This is a genomic window from Nitrospirota bacterium (genome assembly GCA_016219645.1).
Taxonomy (GTDB): Bacteria; Nitrospirota; Nitrospiria; order Nitrospirales; family Nitrospiraceae; genus Palsa-1315.
In genome coordinates, this window is record JACRLR010000040.1 from 32,156 (window position 1) to 46,335 (window position 14,180).

Annotated in this window: 14 protein-coding genes and 1 tRNA gene; 7 read left to right on the top strand and 8 right to left on the bottom strand. The window is 55.4% G+C overall.

From position 1 onward, the window contains the following. Positions 1-157 precede the first annotated feature (157 nt). From HZB34_13325 to HZB34_13335, 3 genes are all read left to right on the top strand, one after another. Complete coding sequence (locus tag HZB34_13325; GenBank protein MBI5316940.1) at positions 158-1,402, top strand: VCBS repeat-containing protein; 1,245 nt, start codon at positions 158-160, stop codon at positions 1,400-1,402. A gap of 156 nt (positions 1,403-1,558) precedes the next feature. Continuing rightward, positions 1,559-1,732 carry a hypothetical protein gene (locus tag HZB34_13330; GenBank protein ID MBI5316941.1) on the top strand — a complete coding sequence of 58 codons (174 nt, stop codon included), beginning with the start codon at positions 1,559-1,561 and terminating at the stop codon, positions 1,730-1,732. Between the two features lie 213 nt (positions 1,733-1,945). Next, on the top strand, positions 1,946-2,869 hold the full coding sequence (locus HZB34_13335) for a D-alanyl-D-alanine carboxypeptidase (GenBank protein ID MBI5316942.1): 924 nt from the start codon (positions 1,946-1,948) through the stop codon (positions 2,867-2,869). A gap of 173 nt (positions 2,870-3,042) precedes the next feature. Here the strand turns inward: HZB34_13335 and HZB34_13340 are convergent, their stop codons facing one another. After that, positions 3,043-3,576 (bottom strand): hypothetical protein, encoded by a 534-nt coding sequence (locus HZB34_13340; protein MBI5316943.1) that lies wholly within the window; start codon positions 3,574-3,576, stop codon positions 3,043-3,045. A gap of 308 nt (positions 3,577-3,884) precedes the next feature. Between HZB34_13340 and HZB34_13345 the strand changes: the two genes are divergently transcribed. The 4 genes from HZB34_13345 to HZB34_13360 all read left to right on the top strand — a co-directional run bounded on the left by HZB34_13345 (position 3,885) and on the right by HZB34_13360 (position 9,118). After that, entirely contained in the window at positions 3,885-4,034 is a 150-nt protein-coding gene (locus HZB34_13345; GenBank protein MBI5316944.1) for a hypothetical protein, read from the top strand. Positions 4,035-4,097: 63 nt separating this feature from the next. After that, positions 4,098-6,347 carry a 4-alpha-glucanotransferase gene (malQ, locus tag HZB34_13350; GenBank protein MBI5316945.1) on the top strand — a complete coding sequence of 750 codons (2,250 nt, stop codon included), beginning with the start codon at positions 4,098-4,100 and terminating at the stop codon, positions 6,345-6,347. Positions 6,348-6,572: 225 nt separating this feature from the next. Next, on the top strand, positions 6,573-7,715 hold the full coding sequence (locus HZB34_13355) for a hypothetical protein (protein MBI5316946.1): 1,143 nt from the start codon (positions 6,573-6,575) through the stop codon (positions 7,713-7,715). Next, positions 7,715-9,118 (top strand): sigma-54-dependent Fis family transcriptional regulator, encoded by a 1,404-nt coding sequence (locus tag HZB34_13360; protein MBI5316947.1) that lies wholly within the window; start codon positions 7,715-7,717, stop codon positions 9,116-9,118. Before HZB34_13355 ends, HZB34_13360 begins: the two co-directional genes overlap by 1 nt. Positions 9,119-9,184: 66 nt before the next feature. Here the strand turns inward: HZB34_13360 and HZB34_13365 are convergent, their stop codons facing one another. The 7 genes from HZB34_13365 to HZB34_13395 all read right to left on the bottom strand — a co-directional run bounded on the left by HZB34_13365 (position 9,185) and on the right by HZB34_13395 (position 14,176). Then, entirely contained in the window at positions 9,185-9,439 is a 255-nt protein-coding gene (locus HZB34_13365; protein MBI5316948.1) for an Lrp/AsnC ligand binding domain-containing protein, read from the bottom strand. 164 nt (positions 9,440-9,603) lie between these two features. Beyond that, entirely contained in the window at positions 9,604-10,998 is a 1,395-nt protein-coding gene (locus tag HZB34_13370; protein ID MBI5316949.1) for a hypothetical protein, read from the bottom strand. Positions 10,999-11,131: 133 nt separating this feature from the next. Next, entirely contained in the window at positions 11,132-11,377 is a 246-nt protein-coding gene (locus HZB34_13375; protein ID MBI5316950.1) for a hypothetical protein, read from the bottom strand. 257 nt (positions 11,378-11,634) lie between these two features. Further along, positions 11,635-11,711, bottom strand: a tRNA-Arg gene (locus tag HZB34_13380). 116 nt (positions 11,712-11,827) lie between these two features. Next, on the bottom strand, positions 11,828-12,226 hold the full coding sequence (locus tag HZB34_13385; GenBank protein ID MBI5316951.1) for a hypothetical protein: 399 nt from the start codon (positions 12,224-12,226) through the stop codon (positions 11,828-11,830). Between the two features lie 201 nt (positions 12,227-12,427). After that, positions 12,428-12,781 carry a hypothetical protein gene (locus tag HZB34_13390; GenBank protein MBI5316952.1) on the bottom strand — a complete coding sequence of 118 codons (354 nt, stop codon included), beginning with the start codon at positions 12,779-12,781 and terminating at the stop codon, positions 12,428-12,430. Between the two features lie 27 nt (positions 12,782-12,808). Further along, positions 12,809-14,176 (bottom strand): DUF4340 domain-containing protein, encoded by a 1,368-nt coding sequence (locus HZB34_13395; GenBank protein MBI5316953.1) that lies wholly within the window; start codon positions 14,174-14,176, stop codon positions 12,809-12,811. Positions 14,177-14,180: the final 4 nt, after the last annotated feature.

A 14,180-nucleotide genomic window follows, 5' to 3' on the forward strand; every position in this document is an offset into this window, starting at 1 on the left:
CCCATTTACAAAGGGGTTGCTGGGCGGGCCAGGACCTGGCACACCACGGTTTGGTGGACAACGTTGCGCAGCCCGATTGATTGCCAGGAGAAAGCGCCGATCTGTATACTGGGGACTTTCGTTTTGGCGAGAACGCCCGAGTTAGAGGCATGCGCCCATGTGGACGAATCACCACGCCGTTGGTTTCCTTCTTGAAAAGTGGTGGGCGATCAAGGAACCTGCTTGCTCTACCAGGTCTCGCGCGTGGGATCTTGCGGCCGCGGCGGCAAGCTTCTTACTGCTGTTGGCAAGTGGTTGCACCAAACAAGATCCCTACGTTCCACCAGATCTTTTCTACTACTTTGCCAGTTACAAAGTCGGTAAGAATCCAACGACCGTCACTCCCACTGACGTGAATCAGGACGGTTTCACCGATCTGGTGACCACCAACATGGGCAGCAATACCCTTTCGATTCTCTTAGGCAATGGGGACGGCACCTTTGGCGAGCAGGTCGAATTGAGTGTGTGTAGGGAGCCTCGCTCGCTGGCGCTAGGGCTGTTCAATTCCGATCCTTTTCCCGATGTAGTCTTGGCCTGTTCAGGAGCTGACGAAGTTGCCATACTGTTCGGCCGAGCAGATGGAAAGTTTCAAGAGGGGACGCGCTATCCCGTTCATAGGACCCCCATCGCAATTGCGATCGACGACCTGAACGGCGACCAGGCGCTGGATTTCGTTGTTGCGTTGCGCAACGACAAGATCAAAGTCTTCTTGGGGACCGGTACCGGTGAATTCACCCATGGGGCGCAGTACGAATATGGCGATACACCCACATCGGTAGCGATGGCTGACTTGGATGGCGATGGGAAGGTCGATTTAGCCGTCACAAACGGGGGCCCGATGTCGAATGCGGTCTCAATCTGGATGGGGAATGGCAACGGCACCTTTCGCCCTCCCACAGACTACCGGACAGGGAAGCGTCCCCTCGGAGTCAGTTTCGCCGACTTCAATCATGACCGGATCCGCGATCTCCTTGTGATCAACGGCGTGAAGGACAGTTTTACAACTTTCCTGGGAATAGGGAATGGAACCTTCCAGCCAGGGCACGATTCCGGCGCCGACGTGGGGCCGAATTTTGGACTTGCCCGCGACTTCAATGGCGACCGGCGCACCGATGTGGCTATCGTCAACCTTCAGTCGAGCGATCTCTCCATTCTCTTCGGCCGTGACGATGGGACATTCGAATACCCACCGAGAAACTATAAGACAAAACCAGGCCCCTTCGCCCTTGCGTCGTTTCGCGTCACAACGAAGGATACTGAAGAACCTGGACTCGTGACGGCGGACAACGGCAATGAAAGCGTTTCCATCTTTCTCCATCGGGGGTTGAAAGCGTCATCTGCCTCCATCGCGCCTGCTCCATGATTGTGATCCGACCTCTGACGCGAGACGGATCTGAACCAATGGGCAGTCTTCTTGACAGCCTATCAACCCTCGGCTAGAGTGGCCGAGAATTGGGTTTCCGAGCCTTTTGGCGCTCTGTTTGGAGACATTGTGAGATCCTTTCGATGGTGGTTTGCTATGGGCGCTCTGCTCACCCTCTCTGTGCTTATGGTACAAGGGGGCGTACGAGACCTGCTCGACGGGCCCCCACTCGGCAGTGGGGCCAGTGCGTATCTCTCGTTCGGCACCACAATTTTTGGCGGAGGGTTGTTGGCAGGCTGCTTGGCATTGGTGATGAATCGACTTAGGTAGGCACCTCAATGCACTGTTTGAAATGTAAGGGCTTTATGATGGTGGAGCGTCACTATACGCTGGTAAACCGGAGACTGTATGCCCGTTGTTTGAATTGCGGGTTCTGGATCGACCTTGCCGATTTGCTCCGCTTCTTCCATAAGGTGATCGACAGCGGGTTTCGGGGCGGGAAGGTGAGGGAATCTTATACCCTATGAGTCGGAGAAAGGCTTCATGATGACAACAGCCCACGTCAAAGCCCATCGGCCACCACTGCTTGCCTACGTTGTTGGAGTGTTCGTCGGTTTCCTGTTGATCGGTGCCGAGACCGTCATTCCTTCCATCGCTACTGCAAAGAGCGTAGGAGCTCAGCCTGCGCAGGTCCGAACGGCATTCGCTCCAAACCAGTTTCCTCCATGGCGAGTTGCGCCAGCCCATGGCATTCTTCTCAAAGAACTCAATAGTGGGCGTGTGCTGTATGAACACGATGCGGGAAAGCGAATGTCCCCGGCCAGTCTCACGAAAATCATGTCAGCGCTGGTCATTCTGGAAAGGGGACAGCTCGATGATCTCGTCACGATTAGTCCCAGTGCCGCACGGGCTCACAAGACGCATTTACGCATGAAGGCAGGGCAGGTCTTTAGGCTGGACGATCTGCTGAAGGCCATGTTGATCATGTCAGCGAATGATGCTTGCCTGGCAGCCGTAGAGCATGTCGGCGGCGACGAAGCACAGTTCGTAGCGCTCATGAACGACAAGGCAGAGGCCCTAGGCTTGGCTGATACACATTTCAGCAATGGCTGCGGGTTCGATAACCCGGACCACTACTCGACGGCTGAAGACCTTGCCGCGTTGAGTGTTATTGCCCTCGATCAGCCGATCTTCCGGCAGTTGGTCCGTGAAGAACGCGCGATCATCACACCGATCAGCGGCCACCGGGCCTACGTGCTGCACAACACCAACCGGTTATTAGGCCGCATCCCCGGCGTGGAAGGCGTCAAGACCGGATTTACATCGAAAGCGGGGCGGTGTCTTATCGCCAAGGTCTCTCAAAACGGCAACGATCTTCTGCTGGTCATTCTTAACTCCAAGCGTCGCTGGAACACCGCGACAAATCTCATTACCTATGGGCTGCAAGCAGCCGGCTTGCCGCACTGAACTGAACTCTTCTGTTTGATAAGTCGACAGCCTAGTAGCCAAAGGCGCGAATGTCCTCTGATGCGATCGGCAAAGATAGCCAGGCGTGTATCGGCTTGTAGGAGAGAAAAGAAAGCTGAAAAGTGATCGAAATTGACAGACATGTGTTCGGGTAGGATACCCAGCCCACATCGCTATCGGAGCAGAGAAAACTCGATGTTGATGTCTTTCCCCAAATAGTTGATGACGAACCCCTGCTTATCGTAAGCCAGTATTGCACCCATCACGTTTTCGTCTCCGTACTCTTCTTTGCCCAGCAGCTTCCGGATGTCATCAGGGCTTTCGCTGTTCAACACGTTGCGAAAGATGCCGCGAGTCTTATAGGAAAATCGATTGTTGATAAAGATCAGGTCGACCTTGCCGTCCTGGATGCGCACGCCAGCCATAGGACCGGTCGGTTTGCGTTGGTCGAGCAAAAAAATAAACAAGGCTTCCTGTTCCACTTTGACTCCGGGAATCTTTTCATTCACCAGCGTATCCAGGGCTTTGGCTTCGGAGTCTCCCAGTTTCACTCCAAACAGTGAAATCTCAGGACTCTTCAAAGCCTTGGGATCCATCACATCGTTTTTGCTCAATTCATAGGGTTCGCCATACCCCGGAGACACCCCTACGCCGACTCCCGTCGTCACGATGCAGACTAACGTAACGACTCGCAGTACATCCTTCATCGACTCATCCTTATCCGTAGATGCCGAGAGATTTTATGGTACGCGAAGTTTATCGGCGAAATTGGTAGGGCCAACGCAGCTTCGGGCATTTTATCGAACAGCCTGAGAACTTGCAAGGAACGGCTGAACCCATCATCGAGATCCATCCTCCCGCTGTTACTCAGGGTTCAACGAGTTGCGACGCGTCATTTTCCGCTCACATCTATGGAGCGGTCACGGGAAATTCTTCCATCTCCCCCATATTCCGAATGCGACTTTCGCAAGCGAAATTTGAACCGGGATATCACATTCATCGCAGCGACTGTATCATGTCCTTTCGAAACGTGGCGCCATCGGGCAACGCCCTTCGTGTTGTGGAGACGGGTGGCAGTATTCCGTACCATGAGGGTCTCGATCGGCAATGCAAGAACGGAACGGACACAGTGGTGAATCCGTTGAATAAGAAAACGGCATGCTGAATTCATCTTTAAGAACAATGGGATAGCTTGACATGCCCGTAGTCTTCACGCAGACTGCGGTTCATGCAGGACCAGACGGAGCAGACACTCCTTGCCACACTCGCTGAACGTGCCGGCATTGCACATGACTATCACGATATAGCCGGAACTCTTCACGTTACGTCCGATGACACCCGCCGCGCCATTCTGACTGCCATGGGATTTACCGTTGATTCAGCCGCATCCCTGACACAGGCATTGCAGGAATGGGATGAAGCACCCTGGCAACGTCCCTGCGAGCCGGTGCGGATCCTCCATGACGATGAGACGGAACCTTCTCTGTTCTGTTATCTCGCACTTGAGGAAGGAAAAGAACAGTCTGTTGCGGTGGAGTGGCAAGTCCACGACGAAACGAATGTCTTGGTGCAGGAAGGGAGCACAGGACCCGGTCTTTCTGCTGTCGAGGTCCGTCTTCTCAACGGTCGACGGCATGTGCGTGTTGAAATACCTGCCCCCCGTGGTCTCTCGCTTGGGTATTATAATTTGACCCTGCGGGCCGAGGGCTTGGTCGGAGGGCCCGTGGGAACGATGCGTGTCATCGTGGCGCCACGCCACTGCTATGTCCCCCCATGGCTCGAAGCAAACCAACGGTTGTGGGGACTGGCCTTGCAGCTCTATTCGTTGTCCTCAGATCGAGATTGGGGATGCGGCGACTTCAGCGATCTCGGGCGGATTGTGGAATGGGCCGGAAAGGAACTCGGCGCCGGAGTCATCGGGCTCAATCCTCTTCATGCGCTCCGGAACACCAAACCCTATCATATCAGCCCCTATGCGCCCAACAGCCGACTGTATCTCAATGAACTCTATATCGATCTCGAGCAGCTGCCGGAATTCTATGGGTCTGAGGAGGTGCGGCACGAGCTGCTTGCTCCCGAGTTTCAAGCCAACCTGCAGGCGCTACGAGAAAGCCGTCTGGTGGACTACGACACCATTGCGACCACGAAACGTACGATGCTTGAGTTGGCCTACCGCTCATTCCTTACAGAGGCCTATGGCGGTGAAGAGCCGAATCTCCGACCAAAAACTTCGCGAGCCTTGCTTCTAGAGAAGTTCATCCAGTCGGAAGGCCTACCGCTTGAGCTCTATGCCGCCTTCCAGACGTTGGAGGAAGAACGCCGACTGATTCAATCCAAGTCAGCCACCTGGTATGAATGGCCTGAACCTTTTCTGACGCCTGGCCAGCCGGTTCGTGAATATGCGGAGCGGCACCGGAAACGCATTCGCTTTTTTCAATACATTCAATGGGTGGCGAGCGAGCAGTTGAATGAGATTCGACAGACAGCCGAGAAGCTGGGGATGCCGATCGGGCTGTATCACGATCTGGCGCTTGGCGCTGATCGCAATGGGGCCGAGGCCTGGATCTATCAAGCCGTCCTGGCGCTCGGAGCCGACTGCGGCGCCCCTCCAGACCCCTTTGCGCCAGAGGGGCAGAATTGGGGCTTACCTCCGATGAATCCTCGCGCCCTCCGCGCCAGCGGCTATGAACTGCTCATTCAACTGCTGCGCAACAATTTCCGATCGGGGGGAGCCATCCGGTTGGATCATGTGATGTCGTTCTGCCGCCTCTTCTGGATTCCGCGTGGGAAGCCCGCATCCGAAGGTACGTATGTGCATTATCCCTTTGAAGACATGTTGGCCATCCTCTCACTGGAGAGTGTTCGATCCAGGACCCTCGTTATCGGAGAAGACCTCGGCACAGTTCCTGATTGGATTAGAGCGCAGCTGGCACAAGCACGAGTGCTGTCCTACCGTGTATTCTACTTCGAGCGCGCCGCGGATGGCGCAATGAAATCACCCAGTGACTATCCCGCACAATCGCTCGCTGTCGCCACGACGCACGACCTGCCGACGCTCACTGGGTTTTGGTCCGGCGAGGATTTGCAAATACGGGCGAGGTTGAGCGATTTTGCAGATGGCGCGGCACACCACCATGCATGGGAAGAGCGCCAGCGAGACAAGAGAGCCATCCTCAGTGCGCTTCAGCGGGAAAGTCTCCTGCCAAACGGCGTGACTCAGGACTTAGCCACCGCGCCTGCCATGACGAACGATCTTTGCCGAGCCATTCATACCTACCTGGCTCGCACGCCATCTTGTATCGTGTTGGCAAGTCTCGAAGACGGCTTGGGCGAATTATCACAAACCAATCTTCCTGGGACGGTCGACAGTCACCCAAACTGGACCCGCAAGTATTCAATTCCCGTGGATGAGATTATGTGTGATGAACGCCTCCGGCGGCTTGGGTCTGTCTTGTGTTCAGCCCGCCAGCTCAGGTAAGACCGTCTAGCGGCTGGTGGAAAGCACGTGATGGAGGAAGGGTTTCACGCCGGGAAGTCGAGGTCTTCTGAACTTCGAACCGGAACGTCACATGTCAACCCCGAGCTTCGGATCACACCCGTTACGCACATGTCCGGTTTCATGCGTCATGGACCAGGGCGTTGACGGAATGGTTCGGCAGTCTACCGGCCTTCTCTTCATCTTATGTTAAAGCAAAATCGCATTGTGCTGGCGATTGCAGGGGCTGTGTTTCTGGCGATCGTCGTTCTCGAAATGGTCGCCCCGGCGAACATCGTCGCCGCGTACGGCCTTGTATTACCAATTCTTCTGGTGGCAACGGTACGTAGCCGCAGCCTGATGCTGCTGACGGTCGTAGCCTGTATCGTGGCGACCTACATCGGGCTGGTGCAACCAACTAAGCCAGGACGTTTTCAAGCAGCCGTCATAAACCGCAGTGTGGTTGCAGGAGTGCTCTTGGTCGTAGCCTATATCGGCATGACTTGGGAAGAGCGCAAGGCGAGAGAGGAGGCCGCGCGTGTGGCGCTCGCCCGAGAAAGGGAAAATCTCCTGAAGGCTAATACACAGCTGGTCAATGCGAAGGACCAGTTGAATCGGTCGGAACGCTTAGCCGCAGTGGGACAATTGGTGGCATCGGTGGCGCACGAGGTCGGCACACCGCTGCACTCAATAGCCTGGCACCTCCAGGCGCTGGCTGAAGAACCGGGCATCACGCCTGAGATGAAGAAGCGGGTGACAGTGATCGATGAACAGCTCACCCGCGTGGTTCGGATCATTCAGGATTTACTATCCTCAACCAGGCAGCGCCAGCCTAAACCGACCTGGTTACCAGCGGAACAGATGATCAGCCCGGCAACTGTGCTCATGGAGCCAGCCTTCCATGCAAAAGAGATTACCTTGACACTTGAGATTCCTAATGACCTCCCGCTCGTCTGGGCTGATGCGGAAAAGATGCATCAAGTATTCGTGAACATTTTGGCCAATTCCTTAGCCGCCACCCAGCCTCACGGGATGGTGAGCATCATTGTTGGAGCCCGTGCCGCCTCTCCTGACGAACTCGACCGCGGCCTCCGGGTAACTGAGACGATGTCATCCCTGGTCGTCACAATCGAGGTGCGAGATACAGGATGCGGCATGCCGGAAGCTGATGTGCAGAAAGCGTTCGAACCATTCTTTACGACGAAGGCTATTGGCACCGGCACCGGGTTAGGACTATTCTTAAGCCGCGAAACAGTCGTGGCCCATGGGGGCAGTCTACTCCTTGAAAGCCAAACTGGCCGCGGCACAACCGTTACCGTAACCTTGCCTGGCTTGATGGCCGAGTCGACGCGCGTGACAGAAAGGGTTTGATGCAACCAGCGAATATCCTCGTAGCCGATGACGATGCAGTAGCGAGGGATCTCTTGGTTGAGGCTCTAAAGAAGGAAGGCTATGCCGTTGAAGCCTTTGCCAGCGGAGAGGAGATCATCGCTCGTGGACGCCAGGGGCAAGTGGATCTTGTTCTGACTGATATTCGAATGGGTGCAGTCGATGGGCTTACGGTCCTGCGCGAGTTTAAACGGATGAGCCCTGACACGGCCGTCGTGGTCCTGACATCGTTCGGCTCTCTTGAAGGCGCGATCCAAGCGATCAAGCAAGGAGCCTATGACTATCTCGCCAAGCCGTTTAAGAAAGAGGATATTACACTCGTGGTGAAGCGGAGCCTCGATCACTGCCGCCTCGTTCGAGAAAATATCCGGATTCGTGAAGAGTTAAAAACCAAAGACGAATGGTCGCCGCTGGTGGGAAGCAGTCCCGCTATGCTCGAAGTTTACACGCTGGTCGCCCGAGTAACCGAGAGCAAGAGCACAGTCCTCCTGCAAGGGGAAAGCGGGACCGGCAAGGAGCTCATCGCCAGGGCGATCCATGCGAACGGGCCTCGTCGGGACAAGCCGTTCATTCCGGTGAATTGTGGGGCATTGCCAGATACTCTGTTGGAATCGGAAATGTTCGGGTATGAGAAGGGCGCCTTTACCGGCGCGGTGGGAAGCAAAGTCGGCCTCTTTGAATCTGCGAACGGGGGCACGTTGTTTCTCGATGAAATCGGTGAGTTGGGGCAAGCCGTGCAAGTCAAGCTGCTGAGGGTCATGCAAGATCACGAAATCCGCCGCGTCGGCGGCACAACATCGACGAAGATTGATGTCCGGATTATTGCCGCGACAAATCGGGATCTCGAGCAACTCGTCAAGGAAGGGAAGTATCGGGACGACTTGTTCTATCGCCTCAATGTCGTACGCATCACCTTGCCGCCGCTTGTAGAACGGCGGGAAGACATTCCCATGTTGGTCCATCACTTCTTGGAGAAGTACGCGACGGGAACGGCGCATGCGGTGCGCGGAGTGCTGCCGGAAACGATGAAGTTGTTGACGCAATACCGATGGCCCGGCAATGTGCGCGAATTGGAAAATGCCATTGAACGGGCCGTCTCGTTAGGTCACGGCCCCTTCCTCACGCCGGACGACCTGCCGGCACAGCTGCGTCGGCCTGAGTACCTGTCGAAAGAGACAGCAGAGGCGATTGGCCCAGGCGACGAGGGATGTTTGTCGCTTGAGGAGGTTGAGAAACGTCACCTCGTCCGCGTTTTGAAGGAAACCAAGGGAAACAAAGTCAGAGCCGCGAAGATTCTCGGTATTGACCGGCGCACACTCTATCGGATGGCTGAGCGGTTTGGATTGGATCTTGGGGATGATGCCGACAGTGGAGAGATAGAGTAAGAGCTTGTGAACCTTCCGACCGGACTTATAGACCGCCTTTTCTGTCATAGAGCGCATTCACACGGATCACTTACCGGTACCGGCCTTCAATCGATAGACAAGATGGGTGTCCGTCTGCGAGACACCGTCAATCTCATGAATCCGGCTCAGAACCAGCCGGGTGAGTGCATCCTGGTCCGATACTTCGGCGATCACAATAATATCAGGCTTGCCCCAGCAGGGGTCGATGGTCGTAAGCTGTTTGATTCCGGACAGGGCTCGAACGACATCACTTGTACGTCCCGGCAGTACATTGATGAGCACGTAGGCCCGATCTGATATGACTCTCCCTCCGTCAACTGGGGTGTGAATCGTACTAGGCACGGCAGAAACGCCTGGATCAGGGCCAGCGTGGCGGATGCCTGTTACGTGCGGCAATGCGGAGGAACGTACAGGTGGGGCAGGAAGCGTGCCGACAGCGGGCTTAGATTTCTTCATAGATCACCTCATTTCGGAGCGACAAGTACATCGATGACAAATGATTTGCTCACGCTCGCGAGACTCGCTTCGAGACCTCGGGGGTTTCCGATACGCCCATCGGGGTCATACACAAAGCACAGGAGCGTGGTGCAGCGACCGTGAGACCGATAGCGTTCTGCGTCAATCTGAAGTTGGTCGCTAAGGTCTTTGGCATTGAGGCCCGGACGCGTTTTCTTGACGATCACCGCAAGTCGGCCGTCGTTCAACAAGAGTGCCGTGCGCGGGGTTCCGCTTGAGTAGCTCGGAGTCCATTCATCCGTGTCAATGTTGTCAAATTGAATTCGTAGGAGTGCGTGCAGCAGATCTTGCGCATCACACTCATCTTCTACACTTAACGTGGCTCGATATTCTCCGCGCAGGCGCAACTGCCGTGCGACGGAATGGAACCGAGAACAAAACATTTTCACAAGTTCCGCTGGATCCGATCCGGCCTTTGGAAACTGGAGAACAGGCTCCTGGTATGAGGAAGGGTCCATAGGCAACGAGGATCGCGGCTGCATATGCGGTGGAATGGAAACCGGTTCCTGCGTCTGGTGTTCTGTCCTGGCGGAGGGAAATGAATGCATGACGGACTCCTGTTCTTGTCGTAGCAACTGTGGTGGATGTATCGTTTGTGATGAAATGGCCTGCTCGGCCTGGGGAGCTTGTGGAGGCCTGTCCGTGGATACAGGAACGAGCCGAGCCACCGGGTGCGCTGGGGTATCGGAGGCCGGCGGCGCCGGCGAAGCCGCTACGGTTGGCATTGGTTCAGGCGGAGGGCTGGACAGGCTCGGAGGCTCGGGCTCTCTTGAAGGGACTGTTCTTGTCTGATTGGGCTGCGGTTGATTTGGTATTGCCACAGCTGATGCCAGATCGAGATTCGTGGTCATGGCGACGGACATGACCACGGGCGGCGGCGTGATCGGTGCAGTTTGCATCATGGTCATCTGGACCGTCGGAATCGCCGGCGGCACTAAAGTCAACAGAGGGCTGGCGGGTATCGGTGAGGTCGGGACTGTTGATGAGGCTTGGGCAAGCGGCGGCTCCCCGTGAAGATCACGCTTCTTCTGCTCAAGCCTAGCAATGAGATTCTTGATGAGTGCAATGCTCTGCTGTGTTTCCTCAGGGCTATCCATGAGGAGTTTGTGGTGCCGATGTTCTTGGAATTCAGAAGATTTCTCACCAAACGTTCGACGGATACACTCACGGAACTGTAACTCTGTTCTGGCTCTGGCCGCGTCTAGGTAGGGAAAACCTTCTCGGCTAAGGTCTTCCACCTGTGCGAGAAATTCCTGAAGGTTTGCGACACCACGGGCGAGTTCTTCTATCGTGGCGGATTTGGCCCGCAAACGGGACTGTTCTGATGTTTTCGCTCGTGCCATGAAGTCTGGGAAAAGTCTAGCCCAGGCTCCACAACGTGGCAAGAAAACATGGGAAAGTGAACAGAGGCTCCGGACGCCTGTGAAACTAGATCACTGGATTGCCGGCTATCCAAGGAACTGGCAGTGATGCAGACTAGGCTGCGAGACCTGGGATGACATCGCCCTCTTCTTGGATCCCAATACGGTCTTGGCCAGACGCCCGCCCGGTTGAGACAACTGCAGCCCTCCCCTGTCTGAGCCGATTTCGCTCCATGACGGGATCAAAGACATGTCCGCAGTTCAGACAGCGCCAGCCGGTCAGCCACATATCTTCGGAACTCTCCAGCAGATCCATGAAGTGATCTTTCGCCATACAGCCCTGACAACGCATGCAGGTCATAATGCCCTCCTTCTGTGTTCCACTAGCCAGAAGAATAAACGATTACTCCCGCGTTGGTTAGACCCCAAAAGAGTTACCTCAAATGAAGGGGGCGTCGCGCGGCCCTGATTATTTACAACGGCTTGTTGCGCAATGGCTGAGCCATCCACAGCCAGACAGGCGTGCAGAGCCCTGAAGATACGACGTTACCAGGGGATCTGTTTGGTTGAGTATGGCGTGGAATGGATGTGGAATCGTCCGTATGAGGGAAGTTGGTTTGGTGCCCCCGATACGAATTGAACGTACGACAAACGGTTTAGGAAACCGCTGCTCTATCCAACTGAGCTACGGGGGCATGGTGTGAATCTATCGCACTTACCGGAGGATTGGAAGGAGAGATTGGGGTGACCACCCTGTCAGCTTCGTTGTTCGCATGGAGTACTCTGGCCCCTATCTGTTCAGCCAACCTTCCTAGGGCGAGGTCTTATGCCCGGGCGCTGATACTCCTCCATCAACATCAGACCATTTCTTCCCGTTCACCTCTGCCCATACTTCATGGACGATTCGTTGCTCGAAGCCATACCATGCGGGCTTGCCGAGTAGTTCCTTAAGGAATTTGATGTCCGCATCCGTCAGAGTCTTCGGACGTGGTCTCATCGCGAGCACTTCGCTGGCTGCAGCAAGTTCTCTTGGCGAAGGGCGGACACGTTGCGAGCCCTGAGGCGGTTCCCCTTGCCGTGACGATTGACTCGACTGCGTTTTGTATATCTGGGTCAGTGCCACCCCTTCAGTACTCGAAGTTGCTTGCGTCGGTATCACATGAATCATGGTGACCAAGAGCACAAACCCCAACGATACGGGCAGCATCATCTGCTCCACCTCACTTCCAGTAATGATACTCGGGAAGATCGAGCGACTGGGTGACAACTCCATGTTGATCAGGAGATAGAATATAGCAAGGTGCGCCGAGACGGGCAACGGGACGAGGTGTCATGATAGTTCGCAACGACAAAGGCGGAGTATTCACAAGCAGGTTGGGATGTCGGAATGTGTGTAACGTGCCGGGTGAGATTAGCCGTACCAACGAACGGCTTGTGTGGCGCTCGACTTGCCGGCGGAGTCATCGTAAGCAAGGAGAGTCGCTGCGAGCACGGCATGGACCAGTTGGATCAAGGTTTCAACGGAGAATGGCTTCTGGAGAAACGGTGCTTGATCCGTGCCGATTCGATAGGCTTTGCGGTCCTGTGCCGACAGGCTCGACATCAGGGTCACGCGGAACGTTCTCTTCATAGCCAGGGTCCGTTGGATGACTTCATGACCATGGACTCGTGGATACGGATTTCCGGTTGAGGTCCTGTGAAAGCCAGGAGGACGCAGCATCAGATCGGTCAACAGCAGGTCGATCGGCTTCTGGCTGGTAGCCATGATCTTTAAGAATTCAGCTGTCTTTGCTTAGAGGGCCTTCTCCGTTTTCGCACTCAGAAGTTCGCTCTTTTTGGGAATCTGTGTGAGCAGATCCGCGCGAATCTGAAATATCCCCGAGATCCGCTGCCCCATGGCATAGGCCAATCCGTCGGCATGGCTCCCAATCGAAAGTCTCCCTCTGCTCTTCCCATCCCTCCCTGTAGCGATAAACTCCGCAGTCGGGGTCACGAGCCCGTAGGGGGCCAATGGCCCAGCCTGCTTGCTCACCCGATCCTCAGCCGGGACATTCGCGACACGGCTGACAAACAAGTCGGTCGCCTGTTGGTCCAATTTTTCAGCAGGCCGATCTTCGAGGACCCACTCGTTTTGTTGATTGATCAGCACATATTGTTCGGTCGGGGTCTTCACGGAAAGGATGGCGATGTCCGTGTAATCGATGCCGAGCAGCCGTTTGTCCTGGAAAACAAATAATTCCTTGGTCAGGTCCTTGATCACAGCGGCATTGACACGATAGAGGGGGCCATCGGGTCTCGTTTCCGCGATGGCCATGCCGCTATCTTCATCCGGCTTGTACAGCCTGACCGTCTGATCGCCATCGGCCGTATGAATCGCGACTTTCACCTTCGGCATGGCCAGTCTTTTGGCTAAGGCATCGCGTTCAGGTCCTGGGTCGATGATACCGAGAGCCTTGAGGTCTTCGAGCCTGAAAAGCAGGGTCCGTACCTCTGTTTGATCGGCTTCGGCTTCGATGGGGTAGCGAAGCTTCCATTTGCTCTTGGGTTTTTCCTGTCCCTTATAGAGCACAATTTCTGTGGTCGGATAGGTCAGACGGATCCGTTCGACCTCCCCCTGTAACATATGCAAGATGTCCTTACGCCGGAAGGTCATCAACGTCTTGTTCACGAAGTCTTTCGGGGCCAAAGTGGTAAGCAAAACCTTGTGATCCGTTTCACGAAGGACATAGAGTGTGGAAGAGAGAGGGCCACTATCCCCAATCAAGAAGGTCTCCCGTGCGGCGCCGGCTATGACGGTGACTTTCGTCACCGGGTTGTCGAGTCCAAAGGGAGTCAGATTGGCCGGGTGGTCCTCGACGACGCGGGTCACGGTACCTGTGGCCAAAGCCCGAATCAGATTCTGTACCTCCCGCTGATCAGCTTCTGTGGTGAGAGGCGCGGTCAATACCCAGCCCTGCTGTGGCATTCGAACGAAGACGAGTTCGTACTGATCCGTCTTGATGGTGAGTCCGGAGAGGGTCTCCTGGTCAAAGAGCAGCACCTTCTTGTCGGCTGTGTCTTGTCGCTCTTGCGATTCTTTCTCTGGAAATTCAACGATATAGAGGTACAGGCCGAGCCCGGCCAGTACAAGCACCATGATGAGTGTAGGCCAATAACGCATGGAG

What these genes read in the sequence shown, in the direction of transcription:
- HZB34_13325 (MBI5316940.1), top strand. Translation starts at nt 158, where the DNA reads ATGTGGACGAATCACCACGCCGTTGGTTTCCTTCTTGAAAAGTGGTGG.
- HZB34_13330 (MBI5316941.1), top strand. Translation starts at nt 1,559, where the DNA reads ATGGGCGCTCTGCTCACCCTCTCTGTGCTTATGGTACAAGGGGGCGTA.
- HZB34_13335 (MBI5316942.1), top strand. Translation starts at nt 1,946, where the DNA reads ATGATGACAACAGCCCACGTCAAAGCCCATCGGCCACCACTGCTTGCC.
- HZB34_13340 (MBI5316943.1), bottom strand. Translation starts at nt 3,576, where the DNA reads ATGAAGGATGTACTGCGAGTCGTTACGTTAGTCTGCATCGTGACGACG.
- HZB34_13345 (MBI5316944.1), top strand. Translation starts at nt 3,885, where the DNA reads ATGTCCTTTCGAAACGTGGCGCCATCGGGCAACGCCCTTCGTGTTGTG.
- malQ (MBI5316945.1), top strand. Translation starts at nt 4,098, where the DNA reads ATGCAGGACCAGACGGAGCAGACACTCCTTGCCACACTCGCTGAACGT.
- HZB34_13360 (MBI5316947.1), top strand. Translation starts at nt 7,715, where the DNA reads ATGCAACCAGCGAATATCCTCGTAGCCGATGACGATGCAGTAGCGAGG.
- HZB34_13370 (MBI5316949.1), bottom strand. Translation starts at nt 10,998, where the DNA reads ATGGCACGAGCGAAAACATCAGAACAGTCCCGTTTGCGGGCCAAATCC.
- HZB34_13375 (MBI5316950.1), bottom strand. Translation starts at nt 11,377, where the DNA reads ATGACCTGCATGCGTTGTCAGGGCTGTATGGCGAAAGATCACTTCATG.
- HZB34_13385 (MBI5316951.1), bottom strand. Translation starts at nt 12,226, where the DNA reads ATGATGCTGCCCGTATCGTTGGGGTTTGTGCTCTTGGTCACCATGATT.
- HZB34_13390 (MBI5316952.1), bottom strand. Translation starts at nt 12,781, where the DNA reads ATGGCTACCAGCCAGAAGCCGATCGACCTGCTGTTGACCGATCTGATG.
- HZB34_13395 (MBI5316953.1), bottom strand. Translation starts at nt 14,176, where the DNA reads ATGCGTTATTGGCCTACACTCATCATGGTGCTTGTACTGGCCGGGCTC.